The organism is Pseudoalteromonas sp. US3C1013 (genome assembly GCF_048401115.1).
GTDB lineage: Bacteria > Pseudomonadota > Gammaproteobacteria > Enterobacterales > Alteromonadaceae > Pseudoalteromonas > Pseudoalteromonas undina.
Window position 1 is genome coordinate 2,416,259 of record NZ_CP183075.1, and the last position, 24,032, is coordinate 2,440,290.

A 24,032-nucleotide genomic window follows, 5' to 3' on the forward strand; every position below is an offset into this window, starting at 1 on the left:
TCTGCTTAAGCTTGCTCTATCGGTTCTAGTTGTAGTTTTGCAGCAATTAAAACAGCTTGAGTTCGATTATAAACACCGAGTTTTCTAAATATGGCAGTGATGTGAGCTTTGACTGTGGCTTCTGAAATGTGAAGTTCGTACGCAATTTGTTTATTCAGTAACCCTTCGTGCAAATATTGTAATACACGGTATTGCTGTGGAGTAAGTGATGCTACTTGTGCAGCAATTTCTCTATCTGCGCCTTCTATTTCAGCCACTTTACTTTTTAGTTCGGTTGGCAGCCAAGTATCGCCTTCGAGTATTTGGTTAATTGCGTTGGCAATATCGTCAGATGATGATGACTTAGGAATAAACCCCATTGCCCCATAACCCATAACTTTCGAAACAATATTTACATCTTCACTACCCGAAACCACCGCAATAGGTAAGCTTGGGTAATCTTCACGTATACGGATCAAGCCGTATAAGTCACCGTTACCTGGCATGTGTAAATCTAGTAGTAATATATCAAGATCTTCTTGTTCGCTTAACACCTGCAATGTGCTATCAAAATCCGCTGATTCAAATACTTCTAAACCTGCAAACTTTGCACTCAAAGCGCCCTTTAGTGCTTCACGAAATAACGGATGATCGTCCGCTATTAAAAACTGACTCATTGTTCACTCCCAAAAATTCGGCTGCTATCCAATAGACAACAGCCGATATACTACGTTTAGAATCAACTTCTAATCAAGCTTTTAACGCGAAATTAACGATTTAATCGATTTTCTACTAGCTCATCAACCACTGACGGATCCGCAAGTGTTGAAGTATCACCAAGCTGTTGGTGCTCATTTGCCGCGATTTTACGTAAAATACGACGCATAATTTTGCCAGAACGTGTTTTTGGTAAACCTGGAGACCACTGAATCATATCTGGTGATGCTATTGGGCTTAGCTCTTTACGTACCCAATTACGGATCTCTTTTGTTAGCTCATCACTCACCGTTACACCCTCGTTAGGAGTTATGTAAACGTAAATACCTTGGCCTTTAATATCATGCGGGTAGCCTACTACTGCCGCTTCAGCTACAGCTTCATGAGCAACTAACGCACTTTCAATTTCCGCAGTACCTAAACGGTGCCCAGACACATTAAGTACGTCATCAACGCGTCCTGTTATCCAATAATCACCGTCTTCATCACGACGACAACCGTCACCAGTAAAGTACACACCAGGATAAGCGCTAAAGTAGGTTTGTTCAAAGCGCTCATGGTCGCCATAAACGGTTCGTGCTTGTGAAGGCCAGCTATCTAAAATCACAAGGTTACCATCAACCGCACCTTCTAATGTATTACCTTCAGCATCAAATAATGCCGGTGCAATACCAAAGAATGGACGAGTTGCAGAGCCAGGTTTCATATCAGTTGCACCTGGTAATGGAGCAATCATGATGCCACCGGTTTCGGTTTGCCACCAAGTATCTACAATTGGGCAATTCGACTTACCAATTTTTTCATAGTACCAAGTCCACGCTTCTGGATTGATCGGCTCCCCCACAGAACCTAAAATGCGTAAGCTGTCACGATGTGAGCTTGCAATCGGCTCTTCGCCTTTAGCCATCAATGCACGAATGGCAGTAGGTGCTGTGTATAAAATTGTCACGTTATGTTTATCAACCACTTCGCCCATACGACCAGCAGTTGGGTAAGTTGGTACGCCTTCAAATACGACTTGTGTACACCCATTAACGAGCGGCCCATAAGCAATATAACTGTGACCTGTGATCCAGCCAACATCAGCACTACACCAAAAAATATCATCGTCTTTTAAATCAAAAATGTATTCGTGGGTCATAGATGAATACACTAAATAGCCACCAGTGGTGTGTACCACCCCCTTGGGCTGACCGGTAGAACCTGAGGTGTATAAAATAAACAGCGGGTCTTCAGCATTCATGTGTTCAGGTTCGCAATCTGGCGCTTGGTCTGCAACTAAGTCATGCCACCAAATATCATGGTCGTGCCAATCAACATCGCCTGAAGTTAGTTTATGTACCACTACATGCTCAACGGTGGTGACTGAATCTTGTAATACGGCTTCATCTACATTGGCTTTTAGCGGTACACAATTACCTGCACGTCGGCCTTCATCTGAGGTGATCACCACTTTAGCACCCGAATCATTAATACGATCCGCAATAGCTGACGGTGAAAAGCCACCGAATATAACTGAATGAATAGCACCTATGCGGGCACAAGCTTGCATTGCGTATATAGCTTGCGGGCTCATTGGCATATAAATGGCTACACGGTCACCTTTTTTAACACCTAATTTTTTTAAACCATTGGCAAACTTTGCCACTTCATCATGTAGCTGTTGGTAGGTGATATTTTCGCTTTGTGAAGGATCATCACCTTCCCAAATTAATGCTACTTTATCCGCTTTTGTTTTTAAGTGACGATCAATACAGTTATAAGAGGCATTCAGGTAGCCATCTTCATACCATTTAATATTGATGTGGCCTTTGTCAAATGAAGTGTTTTTTACTTTTGAATATGGAGTAAACCAGTCAAGACGCTTACCGTGCTCAGCCCAAAACCCTTCAGGGTCTTCGATAGACTGTTTATACATCGTATTATATTTTTCATTATCGACGAGCGCTGCGTTTTTTATCTGCGCAGGAACTGGATAGATACTTTGTGACATATTAGTCTCCAATTTATATTACTTGCCTTAGGCTTTCCATCAAGGATTACTCAGCAGTGCACTATTAAATATTAGACATTAGTTGTATCTGAGTTCAAATAACTAGGGTCTGTTGACCTTTCAAGATTAAATTTGCAGCAGTCTGTTTGGTATTTAGGCAAGGCAGAGCCTATGTGGTGTGGTTATTCCCCATAAATAGGCGATAACGCAGCATCAATGCCAAACAGGCGCTGCCCGATGGGTTCTGCCTAGGGGCGATTTACTCTTTGTTGCCTACATGGATGTAGGTAAGGGGCGTAAGCAGGACGCGGAAGCTTTGCTCGGTTTTTACTTAGCCCACTAGGTTACAAACCTCGCGCCGCGATTTAATCGCCCCTAGTTTGAACAAATTTTAATCCGCAAAGGTCAACAGACCCCAATATCTTATCTATAATCCTCTTGGCTACACCTTATTTACATAAAAAACATACTATTAAATAAAAGTATATGAGCCTTCAATAAGTATTAAACCTTAGTCTAATAGACTAATAGTTGATTGAGTAAATTGTGTACATATACAACAGTAGCTTAAATATATAAAAACCTTGATTGTTTATTAATAACTCGTATTTACTAACAAATTAAATTAAAGATAATTAAATTCAATCTGTTAGTACTATATAAGTAACACACATTAATGCATATCATAAGCAAACAACATACAACAAGTAGCCTATAAAAGGACGCAACAATGAAATTTACTCCAATTAAAACACTGGCAGCGACTGCTGTACTATGTGCACTTTCTAGCACAGCTTATGCTGCTACAGCTGCAAAAATAGGTGATACAGAATTCACCTATGGTGGATACATTAAACTCGACGCAATGTGGAGTGACTATTCAGCAGGCGCTCCTGCTGGCAGCAGTGTTGGCCGTGACTTTTATGTACCAAGTACATTAACCGTTGGTAGCGATGATAGTTCAGACGCAGTATTTGATATGCACGCTCGTGAGTCACGTTTCAATTTTGGAACTGCTACCTTACTAGATAACGGTAAAACGGTTAAAACTAAAATAGAACTAGACTTTTTAGCGTCTGCCCCAGGTGGCAACGAGCGTGTGTCTAATTCATATTCTCCGCGTATTCGCCATGCATTTATTTCATACGATGGTTGGTTATTTGGTCAAACATGGTCAAACTTTCAAAACGTTGGTGCATTACCAGAAGCGCTTGATTTTGTTGGCCCAGCAGAAGGCACAGTGTTCGTTCGTCAATCTCAAATTAAATACACTACAGGTGCATGGTCTTTCTCTTTAGAAAATCCAGAAAGCACAATTACTACAGCAGGTGGTGGTATGGCAGTGACTGATGATGCCTCATTACCTGACTTTACCGCACGCTATACTCACAAAGCGGATTGGGGTAACTTTGTAGTAGCAGCCCTTGCTCGTCAACTGACCTACAAAGTAGGTGGTGTTGATGCCGATGAAACCTCATTTGGTGTTAGTGCATCGGGTATGGTGAAACTTGGTGAAGACAATCTAAAATTTATGCTTACCCAAGGTAAAGGACTAGGTCGTTATGTTGGTCTAAACGTAGCTCGTGGTGCGGTTCTCAATGGTGATGACCTAGATGCGATTGATTCAACATCAGGTTTTATTGCATATCAACATAAGTGGAATAGCCAGTGGCGCTCTACTTTCCTATATTCGTTCTTATCTGCTGATAACGATGAAAACCTACTTGCAATGTATGGCGATCCTACAGAATCAAGCCAAAGCTACAGTGCAAATATTTTATACTCACCGGTTAAACGTCTAACCTTTGGTGCGGAATTTAAACATGCAGAACGAGAGCTTGAAAGTGGCGTAGATGGCGACCTAGATCGTTTACAATTTTCTGTAAAGTATGCGTTTTAATTTCCTAACCAATTAAAATACTGATTTACTTCCTGAGCGGCTTCGGCCGCTTTTTTTGTTTTTAACCAGAGCTCAAGTTAACCAAATCCATGCGCTTTACTTAAAAAATGTCAAAGACGTGTAAAATACCGCGCAAACGTAATTGCAAATCACTCTCATTTAGATTAAATTACCAACCAAATTTAATCTTATGGGAAACAAGATGCTGCACAAACATAAAAACTCTGCATTTAAACTAAGTCTACTTACTTCACTGGTTTTATCTGGATATGCTGTTGCAAACGACACGCAAGACAACCTGCCTCTAGAAAAAATAGCCGTTTATGGGCAACATCATAAAAACTATATCACCGAAGAAGCACAGTCTGCGACTAAGCTAGGTCTAACAATTAAAGAGACCCCACAGTCAATTTCTGTTGTTTCACGCGCGCTGATGGATGATTTTTCACTTGATGATATTAACGCAGTATTAGAAAGCACACCTGGCGTAACAGTAGAGCAAATAGAAACTGACCGTACTTACTTTAAAGCGCGTGGTTTTGAAATAACTAACTTTTTAATTGATGGCTTAGGGACACCGCAAAATTCCGGTTCAATTCAAGGTACACTAGATACTGCAATTTATGATCGCGTTGAAATTGTACGTGGTGCCAATGGCATGATGACCGGTGCAGGTAACCCATCTGCGACTATTAATATGGTGCTAAAAAAGCCAACCTACACAACGCAAGCTAATGCATCGGCTTCTTATGGTTCGTGGAATAACAAACGTGTAGATATTGATGTTTCCGCACCGATTAACGATGAACACGCTGTTCGTGCTGTATTTACTAAGCAAGATAAAGAGTCGTACCTAGACCGTTACGAAACCGATAAGACCATTGCCTACCTTGCCTATGAGGGTAAGCTAACTGACGATACACTACTAAGCATTAACTATGTAAACCAGCAAAAAGATGCCGATAGCCCTCTATGGGGCGCGTTACCGCTTTATTACACTGATGGTTCACCAACTGATTATGATGAGTCAACTAGTACAGCTGCAGATTGGTCGTATTGGGATAATAGCGCTGAACGTATCTATGTAACACTTGAGCAAAACTTATCAGCGACTTGGGTTGCTAAAGCCCGTTATGCCCATATAAAAAATGAACAAAATTCTGAGTTATTTTATGTATATGGTACCCCAGATAAAGATACTGGTTTAGGTTTAACCGGCTATGCGAGTCGTTATGATTACAAAGACACACAAGATTTGTTTGATTTATATGCCAGCGGTAAGTTTGAGCTATTTTCTTTAGAGCACGACTTATCATTCGGCATTAGCCAAGCAAACATGGACTTTAATGACCAATCTCTTTATGACTACAGCACAGGAAATGGTTTCCCTGCGATGCCTGATTTAGCGACTTGGGATGGGATAGCACCAGAAGCAACACTGGTTGATAAACCTGACGGCAGTGATGTACAAAATACACAAAGATCGGCCTATGTTTCAACTCGTATAAAACTAGCAGATCCATTAAGCATTTTGGCTGGCGTACGCTATACCGACTGGGAAACTAAAGGTACTGCTTATAGTGTAGTGCAAACCCGCGATGACTCAGAGGTTATTCCTTACATTGGTACTGTGTACGATTTTACCGAGTCATTATCAGCTTACGCTAGCTACACAGAAACGTTTGTGCCGCAAAAAGAATTAGACATTAACGCTGAACAACTGGCTCCTGTTATTGGTAAAAGTGCTGAAGTTGGTTTAAAAGCACAACTTTTAGATGAGCAAGTATTTGTAACACTGGCCTATTTTGATGCTAAGCAAGATGGACTTGCTGTTGCACTTCCGGGCTCCCTTCCAAGCGATACGCGTTATTACGCTGCAGATGGTATTAACAGTGATGGTTTCGAAATTGAATTAAGCGGTCGCTTAACTGATGATTTAAGTGCCAGCATCAGCTTTAGTAATTTAAGTATTGATGGTGATGAACTCGTTAAAGATTACACCCCAGAAAACCAATTAAAAATGGCAGCCACTTATCAAGTGCCATTTATTGATGGTTTAACCTTAGGTGCTAATTACCGCTGGCAAGATTCTATTAGCCGTGTGCAAGTGAAAGATCCAGCAGGCAACGCATTGGCAACTACAAAACAAGATGCTTATGGCTTATTAGATTTAATGGCCACCTACGAAATTACTCAAAACGTCGGTGTTACCTTTAATGTTAATAACAGCACTGATGAAAAGTACATAAACAGCCTTTATTGGGAGCAAGGTTACTACGGGGCACCGCGTAACTACTCATTGTCAGTTAACTGGCAGCTATAAAGCTAACTAGGCTTTAAGTCACTTTATAGCAAACAATAAAAAAGCGCTAACCTAATGGTTAGCGCTTTTTTTAAGCTCGGGTCAAATCAAGCTTTAAAACAAATGGGCTTAAAGGTCGCCTTCATCACCTAATACGTCTTCGCCATCTTCTGGCTCAACCGTTGCTTTTAGCAATAGCATCTCTCGTAATTTACCTTCAATTTCATCTGCAATTTCAGGATTTTCTTTAAGGAACTTAATCGAATTAGACTTACCTTGGCCAACTTTGTTGCCATTGTAACTGTACCAAGCACCCGCTTTTTCAACAATTTTGTGCTTAACACCTAAATCAATCAGCTCGCCCTGCTTAGAAATACCTTCGCCATACATAATGATAAATTCAGCTTGTTTGAACGGCGGTGCAACTTTGTTTTTCACAATTTTAACGCGCGTTTCATTACCAACAACTTCATCGCCTTCTTTTACCGAACCAATACGGCGAATATCAATACGTACAGAGGCGTAAAATTTCAGGGCATTACCACCAGTTGTTGTTTCAGGGTTACCAAACATTACACCAATTTTCATACGGATTTGGTTAATGAAAATACATAGTGTGTTTGAACGCTTAATGTTACCTGTAAGCTTACGTAATGCTTGCGACATTAAACGTGCTTGTAAGCCCATGTGTGAATCACCCATGTCGCCTTCAATTTCAGCTTTTGGCGTTAATGCTGCAACCGAATCGACAATAACCACATCAACCGCGCTTGAACGCACTAACATGTCACAAATTTCCAGTGCTTGCTCACCTGTATCTGGTTGAGATACCAGTAACTCATCAATGTTAACACCTAGTTTTTGTGCATAAATTGGATCAAGAGCATGCTCAGCATCAACAAAGGCACAGGTTTTACCTTCTTTTTGAGCTTCAGCGATAACTTGCAATGTTAGCGTTGTTTTACCTGATGACTCTGGGCCATATACTTCAACAATACGCCCCATCGGCAAGCCGCCTATGCCTAAGGCAATATCAATACCTAGCGAGCCTGTTGATACAGCGTCAATGTTTAACGCTTTATTGTCACCCAATTTCATGATTGAGCCTTTACCAAATTGACGTTCAATTTGTGATAAAGCTGCGTCCAACGCTTTTTGTTTGTTATCGTTCATTTTCTTCTCCAAATCCAGCTAATGCACACAAGTATACTGTATGAAATCACAGTATCAAGCTAATTTTATTATTTTATCTTCTCTATTATAGTTTTTAAAGAAAATACAATAGCTTGCAGCCTAACTTGCGCCCTGTCACCATTAAATACTTGTTCAAACGTCCAGTGTTTACCGTTAATTTTCAGTCCAAACCACACGAGCCCTACCGGTTTGCCCTCAGTAGCACCACCGGGTCCTGCAATCCCTGAAATAGCAATGCCAATATCAGCATTTGCAGCCTTACAGGCGCCTGCTGCCATCTCAATGACTGTTTGTTCGCTCACCGCGCCAAATTCCTCGAGGGTATCATGCTTCACATTGAGTAATTCATGCTTTGCGTTATTGCTATAAGTGACAAATGCACGGTCAATATATGCTGAGCTGCCGGGGGTATCGGTAAGCGAATAACTCACTCCACCACCAGTACATGATTCAGCGGTAGTGATCCATAAGCGTTTATCCGTTAAAATAGCGCCTAATTGCGCAGCAAGTGTCTTAATCTCTTGATGTAATTCCATATTCAGCCTTTGGGTAAATACATGTCGTTTGATCTTTATGCACCGCACACTATAAAACAACAAACCCCTATGATGCAGCAGTATCTAAAAATAAAATCAGAGCATCGCGATATTTTATTGTTTTATCGGATGGGGGATTTTTATGAACTCTTTTTTGATGACGCAAAACGCGCCGCGCAGTTGCTTGATATTTCACAAACACACCGTGGCAAAGCAGGGGGCGATCCTATTCCTATGGCGGGCGTGCCTTATCATGCGGTAGAAAACTACTTAGCCCGCTTAGTACAAATGGGCGAGTCGGTGGCTATTTGTGAACAAGTGGGTGACCCTGCCACCAGCAAAGGCCCTGTTGAGCGCAAAGTAGTCCGTATTGTAACCCCAGGAACTATTTCTGACGAAGCCTTACTACAAGAGCGCCAAGACAACTTACTAACCAGTGTTTGGCAAAATAAAAAAGGTCAATACGGTGTTGCGTATCTTGATATCAACTCAGGACGCTTCAATGTTGTTGAAGTAAACACTGATGAAGCATTTAGCTCAACCCTACAACGCTTAGCCCCTGCTGAATTACTATATAGTGAACACTTTGAAAACACTCATTTAATTGAACATATTAAGGGAGCACGTCGTCGCCCTGATTGGGAGTTTGATCTAGACACCGCACAACACTTACTGTGTGAGCAGTTTGGTACCAAAGATTTAGTTGGTTTTGGTGTCGATAAAGCACATAGCGCCTTGGTAGCGGCAGGCTGTTTAATGCAGTACGTAAAAGATACCCAGCGTATTGCATTACCACACATTCGCGCAATCACTCTTGAGCATAACGAACATGCGGTTATTTTGGATGCGCCAACTCGCAAAAACCTTGAACTTACCGTTAATCTATCAGGTGGCTTTGAAAATACCCTTGCTCAAGTGCTTGATAAAACAGCTACAGCTATGGGCTCACGATTACTGAAGCGCCGTATTCATACCCCTATTCGTAATAAAGACGAGTTAAATTCTCGTCTAAATGCCATTAGTGCTATTTTAGATGTGCAATTATGCAGTGAGCTGCATGACGCTCTCAGAGATATTGGTGATATAGAACGTGTAATTGCTCGTTTGGCATTACATACCGCTCGCCCACGTGATTTAACACGGCTTCGCAGTGCACTTCAAGCATTAGCACCGCTGCATAGCTTATTAAACGATGCCACAGATGCGCGTATTTCTCATATTATTGCCCATTCTAAAGAGCTCCCCGAGCTTCAAGCCCTACTTGAGCGAGCAGTGATTGATAACCCACCAGTGTTAATTCGTGATGGCGGTGTTATTGCGCCAGGGTATAACAGCGAACTTGATGAGTGGCGTAATTTAAGCCAAGGTGCCACCGATGTGCTTGAACAGCTAGAGCAGCGCGAACGTGAACGCACAGGTATTAGTACACTTAAAATTGGTTATAACAGAGTGCATGGCTTTTTTATTGAAGTGAGCCGCGCTAACTCGCACTTAGTGCCTGCAGATTATATTCGTCGTCAAACGTTAAAAAATAACGAACGTTATATAATTCCAGAACTTAAAGAACATGAAGATAAAGTCCTCGGCAGCCAATCAAAAGCGCTGGCTCTGGAAAAGCAGCTATACGAACAGTTATTTGAATTTATAGCTCCGCATATTGAGCAGCTACAAATAATGGCTTCGGTCATTGCCGATTTAGATGTACTTAACAATTTAGCAGAGCGTGCCCAAACACTTAATTATGCCAAGCCTGAGCTTTGCGATAACGATAATATTAGCATCAAACAAGGCCGCCACCCTGTGGTTGAGCAAGTAATGAAAGACCCGTTTATTGCCAACCCTGTAGAACTCAATAGCCAGCGTAAAATGCTGATAATTACTGGCCCTAACATGGGCGGTAAATCTACCTACATGCGCCAAACAGCACTGATAGTACTCATGGCGCATATTGGCTGTTACGTTCCTGCCGATAGCGCTAAAATTGGTAATATCGATAGAATATTTACCCGCATTGGTGCCAGTGACGACTTAGCATCTGGGCGCTCTACCTTTATGGTTGAAATGACAGAAACTGCGGCAATTTTAAATAATGCCACCGCACAATCATTGGTATTAATGGATGAAATAGGCCGAGGAACCAGTACTTACGATGGTTTATCACTGGCATACGCGACAGCTGATCATCTTGCTTCAAAAATAGCAGCTAAAACTCTGTTCGCAACCCATTACTTTGAACTCACAGAGCTTGCAGAACAAACACCTGGGTTGGTTAATGTGCACTTAGATGCCATTGAACACAACGATACCATTGCCTTTATGCATACGGTATTAGATGGTGCCGCAAGTAAAAGTTTTGGTTTGCAAGTAGCTGCTCTGGCTGGCGTACCTAAAGCGGTTATTGCCCAAGCTAAACAAAAGCTAAGCTTGCTTGAAAATCATCAAAGTGTCACAACGGTCACCACAGAGCAACAGGTTTTACCGTTTGATAGTGAACCGCAAATAATTCAGCCTAGTGAACTTGAGCAACAAATGAGCGCAATAGATCCCGATAACCTATCACCGCGTCAGGCGCATGAACTGCTTTATAAATTAAAAGCACTGCTTTAAACGCAAACAGCCCGACTAAAAAGTCGGGCTGTATTTATTTTTTTGTGTGTTTAGGTTAAGCGAACTGCTCAAATAAGCTTTCGGTACTTAATCCTTCTTGCTGCAAGATATCTTTTAACCGACGTAGCGCCTCAACCTGTATTTGGCGAACTCGCTCACGGGTTAACCCAATTTCACGGCCCACATCTTCAAGCGTTGAAGGCTCATAACCGAGTAAACCAAACCGACGTGCCAGTACTTCGCGCTGCTTAGGGTTCAATTCACCTAACCAGTCAATAATATGCGTATTCATATCATTGTTTTGCACTTCACCTTCAGGACCTACATTTTTTTCGTCGGCAATTACATCTAACAATGCACTGTCATTCTCGCCACCAATAGGCATATCTACAGAAGCTATTTTTTCGTTTAGGCGAAGCATTTTTGTTACATCTTCGACCGGTCTGTCTAAGCTTTCTGCAATTTCTTCTGCGGTTGGCTCATGATCAAGCTTTTGCGTTAGCTCACGTGCTGTACGTAAATAAACGTTAAGCTCTTTAACAACATGAATAGGCAAACGAATAGTACGGGTTTGATTCATTATTGCCCGTTCAATGGTTTGGCGTATCCACCATGTGGCATATGTAGAAAATCGAAAGCCACGTTCAGGATCGAACTTTTCAACAGCTCAGATCAGCCCTAAGTTACCTTCTTCAATTAAATCAAGTAGAGCAAGCCCACGATTGTTGTACCTACGCGCAATTTTCACAACTAAGCGCAAGTTACTTTCGATCATGCGTTTTCGGGAGGCTTCGCAGCCTTTAAGCGATTTTCGTGCAAAAAACACTTCTTCTTCTGCACTTAATAGAGGGGAAAAACCAATCTCGCCTAAGTATAATTGGGTGGCGTCGAGGTTTTTAGTGACTTCTTCTTTTACAAATACATCTTCATCTTCCACGTCATCAAGTAACTTCGTTGTCTCCTCTATTTTAGAGTCGTCAAACTTATCATCAGTGGGGGTTTTCTCAGCTTTTGCTACATCAGCCATAAGACTTCTCCTGAGCAAGCTATCAATAACTTTATGATTAAGGTCTGTAGTCGTTTTATTAGCTTTTGCTGTATTAGCCATAAGCCTTCTCCAGAACAGTCAATCAACACCTTCAGTTCAGGGTAGGTACTTAGCAGGGTTAACAGCTTTTCCTCGATAACGAATTTCAAAACGAAGTGCCGTTACTGAAGACTCTGAATTACCAATTTCTGCTATTTTTTGTCCCGCCTTCACTATTTGCTTTTCTTTCACAAGTAACGTTGAGTTATGTGCATAAGCACTTAGGTAATCATCATTATGTTTCAATATAATTAAATTACCGTAACCTCTAAGTGCACTACCCGCGTAAACTACTGTTCCTTTTGCAGCGGCGAGTACGGCAGTACCCTTTCTATTAGCAATCTGTAGGCCTTTATAACCATTTTCCTTGTTAGAAAAGCGTTTTGTTATTTTACCTTTAGCAGGCCAAAACCAACTCAACTTTTTAGTTGAAGAACCTTGAGACTGACTAATTTTTTGGTTAGCTTGTTTTTGAACATACCTACGTTTTTTCGGCTTATCAAGCTCTTTCTTTAATTTTCTGTTACTTTTTTGTAAATGGGATGACTTTTTAACAGCTTTCTTTTTATACTTTTTTTGTGTAACCCTTGACCTACTTGGTTCTAAAAGGGATACAACCTGACCAGGAACAATAGTGTAAGGTGATGGAATTGAATTATTTTTTGCAAGTTCTCTGAAATCTTTTCCAGCACTAAAAGCAATCGAATAAAGTGTATCGCCTTTTTGTACCGTGTACTTACCACCGTTAATATTAATCCGTGAAGGATAGTCATTAATATTATTATTTAAACTACTTACAGGAGCGGGAACATGGCGAGACGAGCATGCACAAAGCAAAACACTAATAAATAAAGCAACATAACAGCGTATTTGTTTATTCAATGTGTTTTGCCCTCTGTTTTAATATCATTATATTATGGCGATTATCGCAACAATAGGTACGCAACAGCGATTAAAGCAACCACTGCCCAGCCAAGTACTTCAATATATTGGCGTAATTTTTGTTCCATTTTAACTCCGCCCCATTTCATTAAAGCAGATACTAAAAAGAAACGCGCGCCACGCCCAATACCTGAGGCAATAATAAAAGGTAAAAACGCCATTTGTAATACACCAGCGCCAATGGTAAACACTTTATAAGGAATAGGCGAAAACCCCGCTATAAATACCACCCAAACACCGTAATCTTTGAACCATGCAAGCGCCGTATTAAATTTATCTTGCCATTGCATTTGCGCAATAAAGGGCTCTACAACCGGTTCAAACAACCAAAATCCAAGTAAGTAACCCAGCACGCCGCCAAGCACAGAAGCAACCGTAGCAAAGCTTGCAAATCGCCATGCCTTACTTGGTTGCGCTAGCGACATCGGCGCTAACATTACATCGGGCGGGACCGGGAAAAAAACCGATTCGGCAAAGCTCATTCCTGCTAAATAACGTTCTGCGTGGCGGTGTTTAGCCCACACTAGCGCCATATCGTATAACTTGGTAAACAACTTCAAAATGAATTCCTATTCAATATCACCAGGGACTAAAGGTACAAATCTTACTGGCGCAATTACATGCTCTGTAAAGCTATCGCCTTGGCGAATAACCATGGTTAAATTTTGTTCTGCCTCACCAATAGGGGCCAGTAATACGCCTCCATCTGCAAGTTGTGCGAGTAACTCGGGGGGAATGGTGGTTGCCGCAGCGGTCACGATAATGCCATCAAATGGCGCTTGTGACTGCCAGCCTTGCCAACCATCGCCATGTTTCATGGTGACATTGTACAAATCGAGCTGGTGTAATCGGCGTTTAGCTTGCCATTGCAAAGCTTTAATACGCTCTACCGAATATACCTTATCAAAGGTTTTAGCTAAAACCGCAGTTTGATAGCCCGACCCGGTGCCTATTTCTAACACCTTATGTTGCACACCGGCTAATCGCATTAGCTCGGTCATGCGCGCAACAATATAAGGCTGAGAAATAGTTTGCCCTTGCCCTATAGGTAGCGCGGTATTTTGATACGCTTTGTGTTTGAGTACATCATCAATAAAAATATGCCGAGGAATTTGCGCTATTGCTTTTAAAACCTCTTTATCTTCTACGCCATCTCGCTGTAATAAGTCTGAAAGCGCTTGTGCACTGCGAGTATAATTAGCCAGCACGATTAATCTCCAACTCGGCTAACCACTCTCCCACGGCTTTAATACTGTCTTTGGCAGTCATATCAACGCTTAACGGGGTCACTGATGCATAGCCATTATTAACCGCATAAAAGTCAGTGCCTTCACCGGCGTCGCTTTCAAGCCCTAGTGAGCCATACCAAAAAATATCGCGTCCCCATGGATCGGTTTGCTTGGTCATAGTTTCTGCTTTGTGACGAGCTCCTAAACGAGTTACCTGAACGCCTTTGAGCTCAGAGAGCGGAATATCGGGAACATTAATATTAATGATCTGATCTTTCGGCAGCGGATGTGAAGCAAGTCCTTTAATAATGTTTACAGTAACGGCTGCCGCTGTTTCAAAATGCTCACCATGATGAGAGCACAAAGATACCGCAATTGCTGGTAAGCCTAAATGACGGCCTTCAGTCGCCGCAGCCACCGTTCCAGAGTAAAGTGTATCATCGCCTAAATTACCGCCATGATTAATACCAGCAACAACCAAATCGGGTTTTTCATCCACTAATTGATTAACACCTAAATGCACACAATCAGTGGGTGTACCGTTTACCGACATAAAGCCGTTGTCGAGCGTTGTGGCACGCAGCGGGTTCATTAACGTTAGTGAATTACTAGCACCACTACAATTTCTATCTGGAGCAACCAGCGTTACCTCAGCGATTTGTATTAATGCTTGATATAAAACAGCAATACCTTTGGCATTAACACCATCATCATTACTTAATAGAATCTTCATCTGCGGTATCCTTTTCTTTTCGCTCGCGAGGGCTGGCATCAGTATAATCAACCAGTTCGCGCAGTAAAGCCGTTGCAAAACAGCCTTTGGGTAAACCAAAGCTGAGTTTTAATGTGCGTTCATCAAGTGTTTCTATGCTTAGCTCTTGGGGTATTAAACGCAGCATTCTACGCTCGTTTTTAAGCCCTAAATCCCCTAAGCCATCACACCATGCTTGATACGGTGCCAACCATGTTTTTTCTTGTTCGGTTAAGCCTTTTTCACTTTTGCCCACCATGGGCGCCGACATCATAATATCGCCAGAGGCAAGCCGTGCAATATTTTCATCACTTATCGCATCTTCAAAAAATGCATTACTACCACTGAGCATAAATACTTCGCGGTGCATGGTTTTAGCAAGGCCATGCTCAGCCACGCGTAAACTAACAATTTGATTAAACACATGTGAACGCGCAGCAGAAATAATAATGCCTCGCAGCTTTTTATCGCGAATACGCTCACCGGCAAACATTTTTTCGGCCATCACTAGGTTGTGTCCATCACGACCAAAGCGCTGTTCACCAAAATAGTTAGGCACACCTGCGCGTACTGCGTTTATACGGCACAAAATATCAAGCGGCTCGGTTACATTGCGCAAGGTAATAATAAATCTATTTCCTTTATGGCAACCGGTGCGCAATTTTCGCTCATGGCGCTGCTGCGATACCACAAACACGCTTTCACTGTTCAGCTCAGTAAAATCAATATGCTTTTTAATCGGTACTTTTACGCTAAACCACTGCGAGCATACTCCATGGCGGTCTTTCATACCGGCATAGCTTACATCACGTGGCGATACACCCGCTTTTTGTGCAATCAGCTTGGCAACATATTGGGTGTTTTCACCCTTTTTAACCACTTGCAAACACACGTGTTCACCACTGCCGGTAAACTCTATACCGAGATCCTCATCAACCATAAAGTCTTCTGCGGTGGTTTTAAAGTCGGCTTTGGAAAGCGGCGCGCCATATAAATAATTTAATTCGCTCATGCGTTTTGTTTGCTCATAATGACCACGGCATGGCTTGAAATGCCTTCTTTACGCCCCTCAAAACCGAGTTTTTCGGTAGTGGTAGCTTTTACATTTACCTGTGAAAGCTCGGCATTTAAATCACTGGCAAGGTTGCCACGCATCGCTTGAATGTGCGGCAGCATTTTTGGTGCTTGTGCCACAATAGTGACATCCGCATTGCCCAATACATAACCTTGTTGCTTGGCTAGGTTCACTACATGGCGAAGTAAAATACGGCTATCAATATTTTCATATTCACTGGCCGTATCCGGAAAATGCTTACCAATATCGCCCAGCGCTAATGATCCTAAAATAGCGTCACATAAGGCATGAATAGCTACATCACCATCTGAGTGTGCTAAAAAGCCTTGTGGATAATCAATTTTTTCGCCGCAGATAGTTAAAGGCCCTTGGCCTCCAAATTTATGTACGTCAAAACCATGGCCTATTCGTATCATTTTGCACTCTCATTATTTTGTTTTTGCAGTAAAAAGCCTGCTAAATCTAAATCTTCTGGGGTGGTGATTTTAATATTATCACTACGCCCTGCTACCAGCTTAACCGGCTTATTTGCCCACTCCATTGCACTGGCTTCATCAGTAATGGTTGCACCGCTGTTAAGCGCACTTTGCAATGCCGCTTTAAGCTCGTCGTATTTAAACAGTTGCGGGGTAAGCGCTTGCCATAAATCATCACGAGGCACAGTTTGCTGCGCATGGCTTTGCCCTCGTTTTATAGTGTCTTTTACTTTGCTGGCTAAAATGCCGCCTTCATCAGCCTGCAGGCACTGTGCGATTAAGCGCTCTATATCAGCAATATCGACTAAAGGTCTTGCAGCGTCATGCACCAAAACCCAAGCAGGTGGGTTGGCAGCTAAAAACAATAAACTGTTTAACACTGAATCTGCGCGCTCTTTACCGCCAATAGCACGCACAATGCGAGGATCAGCTAGCGTAAGGTCGTCAAAGTAGGGGTCGGTTTCGCTCAGAGCCACCACTATAAAGTTTAACTGCGGTAACTGCGATAACTTAGCGAGCGTATGCTCTAGAATGGTTTTCCCTGCTAAGGAAATATATTGCTTTGGTGTTGTGTGTTGCATTCGACTGCCAACACCTGCGGCAGGAACAATAGCAGCAATAGTTTGTTTATTTGTCATGGTGTTGAGCCGGTAAAACACGAATAAAGGTTTCGTCCGGTTTAATCATTCCTAATTCGTTGCGGGCACGCTCTTCAATGCCTTCGTGGCCGAGCTTTAAATCTTCTATATCCGCTTTTAATACTTTATTACGCTTTATTAGTTTTTCGTTAGTTTGTTGATGCGATGCCACCGCATTTTTTAAACGGGTGTAGTCTTGCACCCCGTTATGACCAAACCAAAGGCGATACTGGATAAAAAGTGCTAAGCACAACAAGCCAAATTGAAAAAATCGCATTAAACACTCCTTATTTTAATTTTTAATTATCTACTTATGCTAGCGGCCGCTTAACATTGCGCCAATTAATATTGGCAGCTAGTAACATTTCCCGTAATGACAAAACCCGTGGCGTGCTACGCTTTGAAAACTGCCACTGGTGGCCACAACACGCCGCTGCAAGGCTCGTTTTACTAGGTTTAAGCAATTGCGCACTTTGTTGCTCAAGTCCTTGGCCTAAAAAATCAAACCAGCCAAGTTCATTACAATGCAGTTGCGTATCAGCTACTTGATCAATGCTATCTATTCTAACCCGAATTTGACCGTGACTTTGTAATAATACCGGAATTATTAGCCCTACTTTGGCATGCGCTTGATAAAAAAGTTCATTCGCTGAAGGATTAGCCTCTGGCGGTGTTGGTTTTTGTTTTTCAAGCCAGCCTCCATTTTGCGCATCAAGCGTAAAAGGCAATAGTGCATTAGCTACACGTGTTGCGGCACGTTCAATATAATAAGGCAGGCTTTTTAATTGCCTGCGTAAACGGTCACCATTAGGTTCAGCCACTAAGCGCTGAACTTCACGCTGATAAAAAGCATTGCATAATTGTGCGTAAAGCACTTTTTGTGCATCAGTTTGCCACATTTCAACTTGCTGGCTTGTGTTAAACTGCTTATTTTTAGCAACCAATCGCTGTACTCAAAAAAACATTTTAATACTGTTTTATAACACAGTAATGCACAGTTTTTAAGCACTTGTAGTAATTTAAGCGCTTGGCTTTTCACCTAATTTTGCAATACCTGATTCTAAAAATTGCACCATAGTGCTGCGCTTTTTACCTATTAATAAGCTGCCATCAGCCAAAAACATAAAGTTTTGCCAGTTACGTTTAAACACATCAAATGTCGTTTCGATAATATTGTCGCGTGCCATGCAAAAATACACAGTGGTATTAGCCTGCCAATCTAAGTGGTTCAAAATAGCATCTGGAAATTGGGGTTCTTCGCTTTCCCACGCATCTTCCCAATTAATTTCTTGGCTAAAGTTTTGCTCTTGCGCGCACCAATCGGTTTTATCAAAAAAGTCTGGATGATCATGTTCACGACTCACCATGGTTGTCCACAGTACGGCGGCACGCTCGCTGGTCATAGGTTTAATATTGGCTGCATCAATATCTGAAACCGGAATATCTTTGTGGCGAAATACCCAGGCTTTTTTGTAATCATCAAGAGAAATATAATTCATAGTATTGCTGTATTCTTTGGCATAATAAAAAGCGAAGGCAAATTATACAAGATAACAGACTATGACTACAGCACTAAAACTGGGTTTATATCAACACTACAAAGGCCCACAATATAAAGTTATGCATGTGGCGACTCACAGCGAAACCAACGAGCAATTGGTTATTTACCAAGCCTTATACGGTGAATACGGCATATGGGCACGCCCACTAAGTATGTTTACCGAAACTGTAGAAAAAGACGGTAAAACTATCGCCCGTTTTGCCTACCTTGGTGAAGCCGATTAACTATGGCATTATAACGCATAATAATTACTGCTCAGACCAGATAAAGGATAACCCGTGCAATTTAATTCTACTGATAATTACATCGCAAGCTCAGCATTAAAACAGGCCGTAAACGCCGCTATTATGCTGCAAAAACCGCTTTTAATTAAAGGCGAGCCTGGCACAGGTAAAACCATGCTGGCTGAGGAATTAGCGAAAAGTTTAGATACTGAGCTTATTCAGTGGCATATAAAATCAACCACTAAAGCGCAGCAAGGTTTGTACGAGTACGATGCAGTATCGCGTTTGCGCGACAGCCAGCTAGGTGATGAGCGCGTTCACAATATTAGCAACTACATAGTTAAAGGTAAGCTGTGGCAAGCCTTCATGTACGCTGAATTAAACGGCAAACGCCCAGTACTGCTTATTGACGAAATAGACAAAGCCGATATTGAGTTTCCAAACGATTTACTACTCGAACTCGATAAAATGGAATTTCATGTATACGAAACCGGTGAGCGTATCGTGGCCAAAGAGCGCCCTATTGTGATCATCACATCAAACAATGAAAAAGAGCTGCCTGATGCGTTTTTACGCCGCTGCTTTTTCCATTATATTGATTTTCCAAATAGCGACGAAATGCAGCAAATTATTGATGTGCACTACCCGCATGTTAAACAAGATTTAGTTCGCCAAGCGCTAGAAGTATTTTTTAACTTACGTGAAGCCAACGGCCTTAAAAAGAAGCCATCTACCAGCGAATTACTGGATTGGTTAAAACTATTAATGGCTGAAGATATAGACGCCAAAACCCTGCACGATAAAGCGCAAAAAGGCGGTTTAATGCCGATGTTTGGCGCGCTGCTTAAAAACGAGCAAGACATAAGCCTAATCGAAAAACTTGCGTTTATGAGCCGTCGCTAACATGTTGGTACAGTTTTTCTTCAAATTACGAGAATACCGCTTACCAGTGAGCCTAAGAGAGCTACTCGATTTAATTAACGCTTTAAAACAAGGCGTTATATTTGCTGATGTAGACGCGTTTTATCATTTAGCGCGCACTATTATGGTAAAAGACGAAACCCATTTTGACCGGTTCGATAAAGCCTTTAGCGATTACTTTAGCGGTATTGCCGACTTAGACCTACTCAAGAGCTTAAAACAACAACACAATTTACCTGAAGATTGGTTGCGTAAAGAGTTTGAAAAGCACCTAAGCGATGAAGAAAAAGCCCAACTAAAAGCCATGGGCGGGCTCGACGAGCTAATGAAAACCCTAAAAGAGCGTTTAGAAGAACAGCAAAAACGCCATGCTGGCGGCAATAAGTGGGTAGGTACCGGCGGTACATCACCCTTTGGTGCGTATGGTTATAACCCTGAGGGTGTGCGTATTGGTCAAGACGGCAACCGCAATCGCCAAGCAGTAAAAGTGTGGGATAAGCGCGAATACCGTAATCTCGATTCTGACCGCGAAATTGGTTCACGTACCATAAAGCTGGCACTTAAAAAACTACGCAAATTTGCTCGTACTGGCGCAAGTGACACCCTTGATTTAAACGAAACCATACGCGCGACCGCCAAACAAGGCGGCATGCTCGATGTAAAAATGGCCCCCGAGCGCCACAACGCGGTAAAAGTATTGATGCTGTTTGATATTGGCGGTTCAATGGATGACTACATTCATACCTGTGAAGAGTTATTTAGCGCCGCCCACAGTGAGTTTAAACATTTAGAGTTTTACTACTTCCATAACTGTTTATACGAACACGTATGGCAAGATAACCAGCGCCGCCACTCAAACGTTATTGACACCATGACACTCATCAACAAGTTTACCAGCGACTACAAAGTAATATTTGTTGGCGATGCCACTATGGGCCCATATGAAATTGCCTACCCTGGCGGTTCAGTAGAACATTGGAATGAAGAACCCGGCAGTGCCTGGTTAAACCGAATCACTAATCACTTTGATAAAGTCGCGTGGCTCAACCCACAACCGGTTGAACACTGGCCGTACTATCAATCAATTGATTTTATAAAGCAGCTAATGAACAACCGCATGTATGCGCTGAGTTTAGATGGGATAAGTAGAGCGATAAAGGAGCTGAGTTGATAGTTAATATCTATGGCAGCTCAGTGCCATAAGCGGACTAATTCGTCTCTGCCTCAAAGTTTGTTACGACAACAAAGTAGAGGCTGAAATATTGGCCTCTTGATTGATCAATTCACTAGTTCGTACAAATAAAGGTGTGTTTAATTTATAGGATATGCATCATCATAGTGTTCATCACAGACAGGGTGATCCTGAACATATTCAGTTGCAGGTTTATCACAAAACTCACACTCTACACCATCTTTAGGCGCTATCTCATCACAATATCTACAATAGCCGTCCTCTTCAGGATAAGTGCGCTCACAACCATCACATATAATATAATCATCTTCAAACATTTTCACACTCCGAACTAACCACTTGCATGAATCTCAGTAAAAGTTGATCAATATAATTAAGGCTTTTACTACTGAAAATAGTATACAGTTCATTAATAAATTCAAACTTCAAAGCCCGATAATTAGCATAAGACTTCATACTTGAGGCAAGGAGTTCTTTATTCCCAGTTTCAAGGCAACTATTAATAGGTAACGTTGCTAGTGACGCAAATTTATCAAAAACATAATCAATCACATCTGGCGATATTTTAGATATATCATTACTGTTCGCATTATAGATCTGACTTTCTAAAATATGATAAATGGGACGTTCTTTATTGGTATCTCCAGTAACATTCACAGTTATTTTTGTTTTATTTTCAATGGTTGAAATTAAAACAAATGCCATTAGGAAGAATGAAAGTTCACATATCAACTTATCATCAATTCCGGCCTCTAAAGCTTCAAGTGCAGAGGACTTAAGTTTAAGTGGTAGTAACCTTTTTTGTACATATCCACCTAACATCACTTCCAAAACCATAGAGAAACTATCAGGAATACAATCCTGATAAAAAGCCTCTGTGAGTGAAAGCTCCAATGAATCTAGCGAATTAAATTTCCTTAATGCGGTTATGAATTTACCTGAATCAAACCAACTTATATCACGATTTTTCTTGGCCGACTTAATTGTACTTAATAAGTCGTTTTGAATTAAATTCAGCTCCATCTTTTTTAAAATAGATTCCGGCATAGAGTCACTATAGAATGGATTCATACCCTTTAAACTAGATACAACTTTTCTAGCTGCATTTATAGCGCCATCTAAACCATCATCCATTAATGTTCTATCATCATTAAAATTAAAGTTTTTTCTCTGATGTGAGTTTATATAATCTTGTATTATTTTCTCCAAAACCATCACTTTAATAATATATTCCGGAGGCTGATTGCAATCATTACGTTTTAAACTCAAAGTTCCATTTCTACCAAGCTCACAAATAGACCTATTGAAGTTTAATATTGGTTTAGCTCTATCTTCAACTTCTCTATTAGACCCTGCAAATAAGGTGAAATTTTCTTTGCTATATTCTAACAAAGATAGTTGAAGTGTTAATCTATCTCTCCAACTTGTTTTTCCTCCATCAACTTGGGAGGATTTATAAAGAAGGAACATAACTTCTCTTAGCCCTTCTGGGTTTTCTTTATTATAATAACTAAAAAGGTCTACGCCCACCATCTTGCATAAATGCTCTCTAATTCGTGCAATTTTCACCGACTTTCCAAAGTCTAATTCAATTTTTCTTTTTAGTGCAGCATCTGTTTTCATATATCTACTCATCCTTTCATAATTAGTAAAACTAAATATAACCACATTTAAACAAAAAAGATGGACATCAACTTATATAGGCATATGAAATCGGATATTTTGTAGATCAACAATGAAAAATATCGAAGCTTATCACTCTAAACAAACCACGGGCTTTAAGTTATAACTAAGCTCAAATAAGAACTATCAACCAAGACCGATGTGGAAAAATTTATTTTGTGATGTTCCAAGAAACTTTGTCTAAAATACTAGTTCACCCGATCGTCGGCTTATCGCTCTGAACAGCCATGCGGATAATATTTAAATCATACAACTACAAAACGTTACTTCTCGGTCATTTTAGTTTAAACCGATTTACTCATAAACAAGCTATACGGATCTAGCTCATAATCACCAAACGGTTCACACTCTTTAAAACCAAATTGAGTGTAAAGCTTTTGTGCAGGCAAAAACGCCTCTGCTGTTCCAGTTTCTAAACTAAGTTTTTTATACCCTCGCAGTGTTGCTCGCTCAATAATATGCGTAAGTAATTTAGCGGCTATGCCTTGGCGTAAATAGTTACTTGAGGTACGCATTGATTTAATTTCGCCATGAGTGGCATTGAGCGCTTTTAATGCACCTACACCCGCTAAATTATTATCAATCCATAAGCTATAAAATGTTATGTTGGGCTGAGTGAGTTGACTCACATCAAGTGCATGTACGCTCTCAACAGGTGAGTGCTTTAGCATATCGTTATGATGCGCTTGTAGTAACTTTATAACGTGTGGGTTTGAAATATCGCCTGTTTTTATTTCCATTTACAGCTCATTTTTTCGTGTATTAATATTTAATATAAAGCGCTAATAACTTTATATTTAACTCATTATTACTAGAAGCTAAAACGCTACCGACTGATTTCGAGTGTTCTAAGTCCCCTATTCGCATTTCAAACCTTTTATTATCAAAACTATCAATAAAAATATGTACTTCTTTATCCTCATCATAAAATGATGCGAAGTTGTCTGTAATGAGCATATTAAATATCATAGTTTCTTCCTTGTAGATTAAACATAAAATAATGATTACCTAGGACAATTTAAAGT

24 protein-coding genes and 1 pseudogene are annotated in these 24,032 nt (G+C 41.1%); 6 read left to right on the forward strand and 19 right to left on the reverse strand.

Annotated elements, in window-relative coordinates; genetic code table 11:
* Positions 1-5: 5 nt before the first annotated feature.
* The gene (locus ACNSN2_RS11305; RefSeq protein WP_008111545.1) at positions 6-656 is read right to left on the reverse strand and encodes a response regulator transcription factor; all 651 of its coding nucleotides are present in this window, start codon (positions 654-656) and stop codon (positions 6-8) included.
* A 92-nt stretch (positions 657-748) separates the two neighbouring features.
* Positions 749-2,689, reverse strand: coding sequence for an acetate--CoA ligase (gene acs, locus ACNSN2_RS11310; RefSeq protein ID WP_010387762.1), 1,941 nt, complete (start codon positions 2,687-2,689; stop codon positions 749-751).
* A 730-nt stretch (positions 2,690-3,419) separates the two neighbouring features.
* Here acs and ACNSN2_RS11315 point away from each other — a divergent pair.
* Positions 3,420-4,589, forward strand: a complete 1,170-nt coding sequence (locus ACNSN2_RS11315) for a DcaP family trimeric outer membrane transporter (RefSeq protein ID WP_109874233.1) — start codon at positions 3,420-3,422, stop codon at positions 4,587-4,589.
* A 202-nt stretch (positions 4,590-4,791) separates the two neighbouring features.
* Positions 4,792-6,912 carry a TonB-dependent siderophore receptor gene (locus ACNSN2_RS11320; protein WP_010387760.1) on the forward strand — a complete coding sequence of 707 codons (2,121 nt, stop codon included), beginning with the start codon at positions 4,792-4,794 and terminating at the stop codon, positions 6,910-6,912.
* 108 nt (positions 6,913-7,020) lie between these two features.
* On the opposite strand, the gene recA is transcribed toward ACNSN2_RS11320, so the two are convergent.
* Entirely contained in the window at positions 7,021-8,064 is a 1,044-nt protein-coding gene (recA, locus tag ACNSN2_RS11325; protein ID WP_008110343.1) for a recombinase RecA, read from the reverse strand.
* Positions 8,065-8,132: 68 nt separating this feature from the next.
* Positions 8,133-8,621: a CinA family protein gene (locus ACNSN2_RS11330; RefSeq protein ID WP_054201783.1), complete on the reverse strand. Its 489-nt coding sequence runs from the start codon at positions 8,619-8,621 to the stop codon at positions 8,133-8,135.
* Positions 8,622-8,642: 21 nt separating this feature from the next.
* On the opposite strand from ACNSN2_RS11330, the gene mutS reads away from it, so the two are divergent.
* A complete protein-coding gene (mutS, locus tag ACNSN2_RS11335) occupies positions 8,643-11,228 on the forward strand; it encodes a DNA mismatch repair protein MutS (RefSeq protein WP_138686841.1) in 2,586 nt (861 codons plus the stop codon).
* A 55-nt stretch (positions 11,229-11,283) separates the two neighbouring features.
* On the opposite strand, the pseudogene rpoS reads toward mutS, so the two are convergent.
* From rpoS to ACNSN2_RS11390, 11 genes and pseudogenes are all read right to left on the reverse strand, one after another.
* A pseudogene (gene rpoS, locus ACNSN2_RS11340) lies at positions 11,284-12,255 on the reverse strand (RNA polymerase sigma factor RpoS).
* Positions 12,256-12,372: 117 nt separating this feature from the next.
* Positions 12,373-13,197, reverse strand: coding sequence for a peptidoglycan DD-metalloendopeptidase family protein (locus ACNSN2_RS11345; protein WP_010387756.1), 825 nt, complete (start codon positions 13,195-13,197; stop codon positions 12,373-12,375).
* Positions 13,198-13,238: 41 nt separating this feature from the next.
* Positions 13,239-13,817, reverse strand: coding sequence for a YqaA family protein (locus ACNSN2_RS11350; RefSeq protein WP_010387753.1), 579 nt, complete (start codon positions 13,815-13,817; stop codon positions 13,239-13,241).
* Positions 13,818-13,826: 9 nt separating this feature from the next.
* The gene (locus ACNSN2_RS11355; RefSeq protein ID WP_010387750.1) at positions 13,827-14,465 is read right to left on the reverse strand and encodes a protein-L-isoaspartate(D-aspartate) O-methyltransferase; all 639 of its coding nucleotides are present in this window, start codon (positions 14,463-14,465) and stop codon (positions 13,827-13,829) included.
* The gene (surE, locus tag ACNSN2_RS11360) at positions 14,455-15,219 is read right to left on the reverse strand and encodes a 5'/3'-nucleotidase SurE (protein ID WP_054201786.1); all 765 of its coding nucleotides are present in this window, start codon (positions 15,217-15,219) and stop codon (positions 14,455-14,457) included. Before surE ends, ACNSN2_RS11355 begins: the two co-directional genes overlap by 11 nt.
* Positions 15,200-16,249 carry a tRNA pseudouridine(13) synthase TruD gene (gene truD / locus ACNSN2_RS11365; protein WP_109874226.1) on the reverse strand — a complete coding sequence of 350 codons (1,050 nt, stop codon included), beginning with the start codon at positions 16,247-16,249 and terminating at the stop codon, positions 15,200-15,202. Before truD ends, surE begins: the two co-directional genes overlap by 20 nt.
* Positions 16,246-16,728 (reverse strand): 2-C-methyl-D-erythritol 2,4-cyclodiphosphate synthase, encoded by a 483-nt coding sequence (gene ispF, locus ACNSN2_RS11370; RefSeq protein ID WP_008464226.1) that lies wholly within the window; start codon positions 16,726-16,728, stop codon positions 16,246-16,248. Before ispF ends, truD begins: the two co-directional genes overlap by 4 nt.
* Positions 16,725-17,426: a 2-C-methyl-D-erythritol 4-phosphate cytidylyltransferase gene (gene ispD / locus ACNSN2_RS11375; RefSeq protein WP_418607398.1), complete on the reverse strand. Its 702-nt coding sequence runs from the start codon at positions 17,424-17,426 to the stop codon at positions 16,725-16,727. Before ispD ends, ispF begins: the two co-directional genes overlap by 4 nt.
* Positions 17,416-17,703 carry a cell division protein FtsB gene (gene ftsB / locus ACNSN2_RS11380; RefSeq protein WP_008110330.1) on the reverse strand — a complete coding sequence of 96 codons (288 nt, stop codon included), beginning with the start codon at positions 17,701-17,703 and terminating at the stop codon, positions 17,416-17,418. Before ftsB ends, ispD begins: the two co-directional genes overlap by 11 nt.
* 34 nt (positions 17,704-17,737) lie before the next feature.
* Positions 17,738-18,370 (reverse strand): hypothetical protein, encoded by a 633-nt coding sequence (locus ACNSN2_RS11385; protein ID WP_418607400.1) that lies wholly within the window; start codon positions 18,368-18,370, stop codon positions 17,738-17,740.
* Positions 18,371-18,445: 75 nt separating this feature from the next.
* Positions 18,446-18,925 (reverse strand): DUF2947 domain-containing protein, encoded by a 480-nt coding sequence (locus tag ACNSN2_RS11390; RefSeq protein WP_008464232.1) that lies wholly within the window; start codon positions 18,923-18,925, stop codon positions 18,446-18,448.
* 61 nt (positions 18,926-18,986) lie between these two features.
* Between ACNSN2_RS11390 and ACNSN2_RS11395 the strand changes: the two genes are divergently transcribed.
* The 3 genes from ACNSN2_RS11395 to ACNSN2_RS11405 are packed head-to-tail and all read left to right on the forward strand — an operon-like array spanning position 18,987 to position 21,303.
* Positions 18,987-19,211: a DUF1653 domain-containing protein gene (locus tag ACNSN2_RS11395; RefSeq protein ID WP_008110327.1), complete on the forward strand. Its 225-nt coding sequence runs from the start codon at positions 18,987-18,989 to the stop codon at positions 19,209-19,211.
* Between the two features lie 54 nt (positions 19,212-19,265).
* Positions 19,266-20,114 (forward strand): AAA family ATPase, encoded by an 849-nt coding sequence (locus ACNSN2_RS11400; RefSeq protein ID WP_008464234.1) that lies wholly within the window; start codon positions 19,266-19,268, stop codon positions 20,112-20,114.
* A gap of 1 nt (position 20,115) precedes the next feature.
* Complete coding sequence (locus tag ACNSN2_RS11405) at positions 20,116-21,303, forward strand: vWA domain-containing protein (protein WP_418607403.1); 1,188 nt, start codon at positions 20,116-20,118, stop codon at positions 21,301-21,303.
* 140 nt (positions 21,304-21,443) lie between these two features.
* Here ACNSN2_RS11405 and ACNSN2_RS11410 read toward each other — a convergent pair whose 3' ends face one another.
* The 4 genes from ACNSN2_RS11410 to ACNSN2_RS11425 form a co-directional block, all read right to left on the reverse strand.
* Positions 21,444-21,641, reverse strand: a complete 198-nt coding sequence (locus ACNSN2_RS11410) for a hypothetical protein (protein WP_418607405.1) — start codon at positions 21,639-21,641, stop codon at positions 21,444-21,446.
* A complete protein-coding gene (locus ACNSN2_RS11415) occupies positions 21,634-22,947 on the reverse strand; it encodes a hypothetical protein (RefSeq protein WP_418607407.1) in 1,314 nt (437 codons plus the stop codon). Before ACNSN2_RS11415 ends, ACNSN2_RS11410 begins: the two co-directional genes overlap by 8 nt.
* A gap of 344 nt (positions 22,948-23,291) precedes the next feature.
* Complete coding sequence (locus ACNSN2_RS11420; RefSeq protein WP_418607408.1) at positions 23,292-23,747, reverse strand: GNAT family N-acetyltransferase; 456 nt, start codon at positions 23,745-23,747, stop codon at positions 23,292-23,294.
* A gap of 22 nt (positions 23,748-23,769) precedes the next feature.
* Positions 23,770-23,976, reverse strand: coding sequence for a hypothetical protein (locus tag ACNSN2_RS11425; RefSeq protein ID WP_418607410.1), 207 nt, complete (start codon positions 23,974-23,976; stop codon positions 23,770-23,772).
* Between the last annotated feature and the right edge of the window lie 56 nt (positions 23,977-24,032).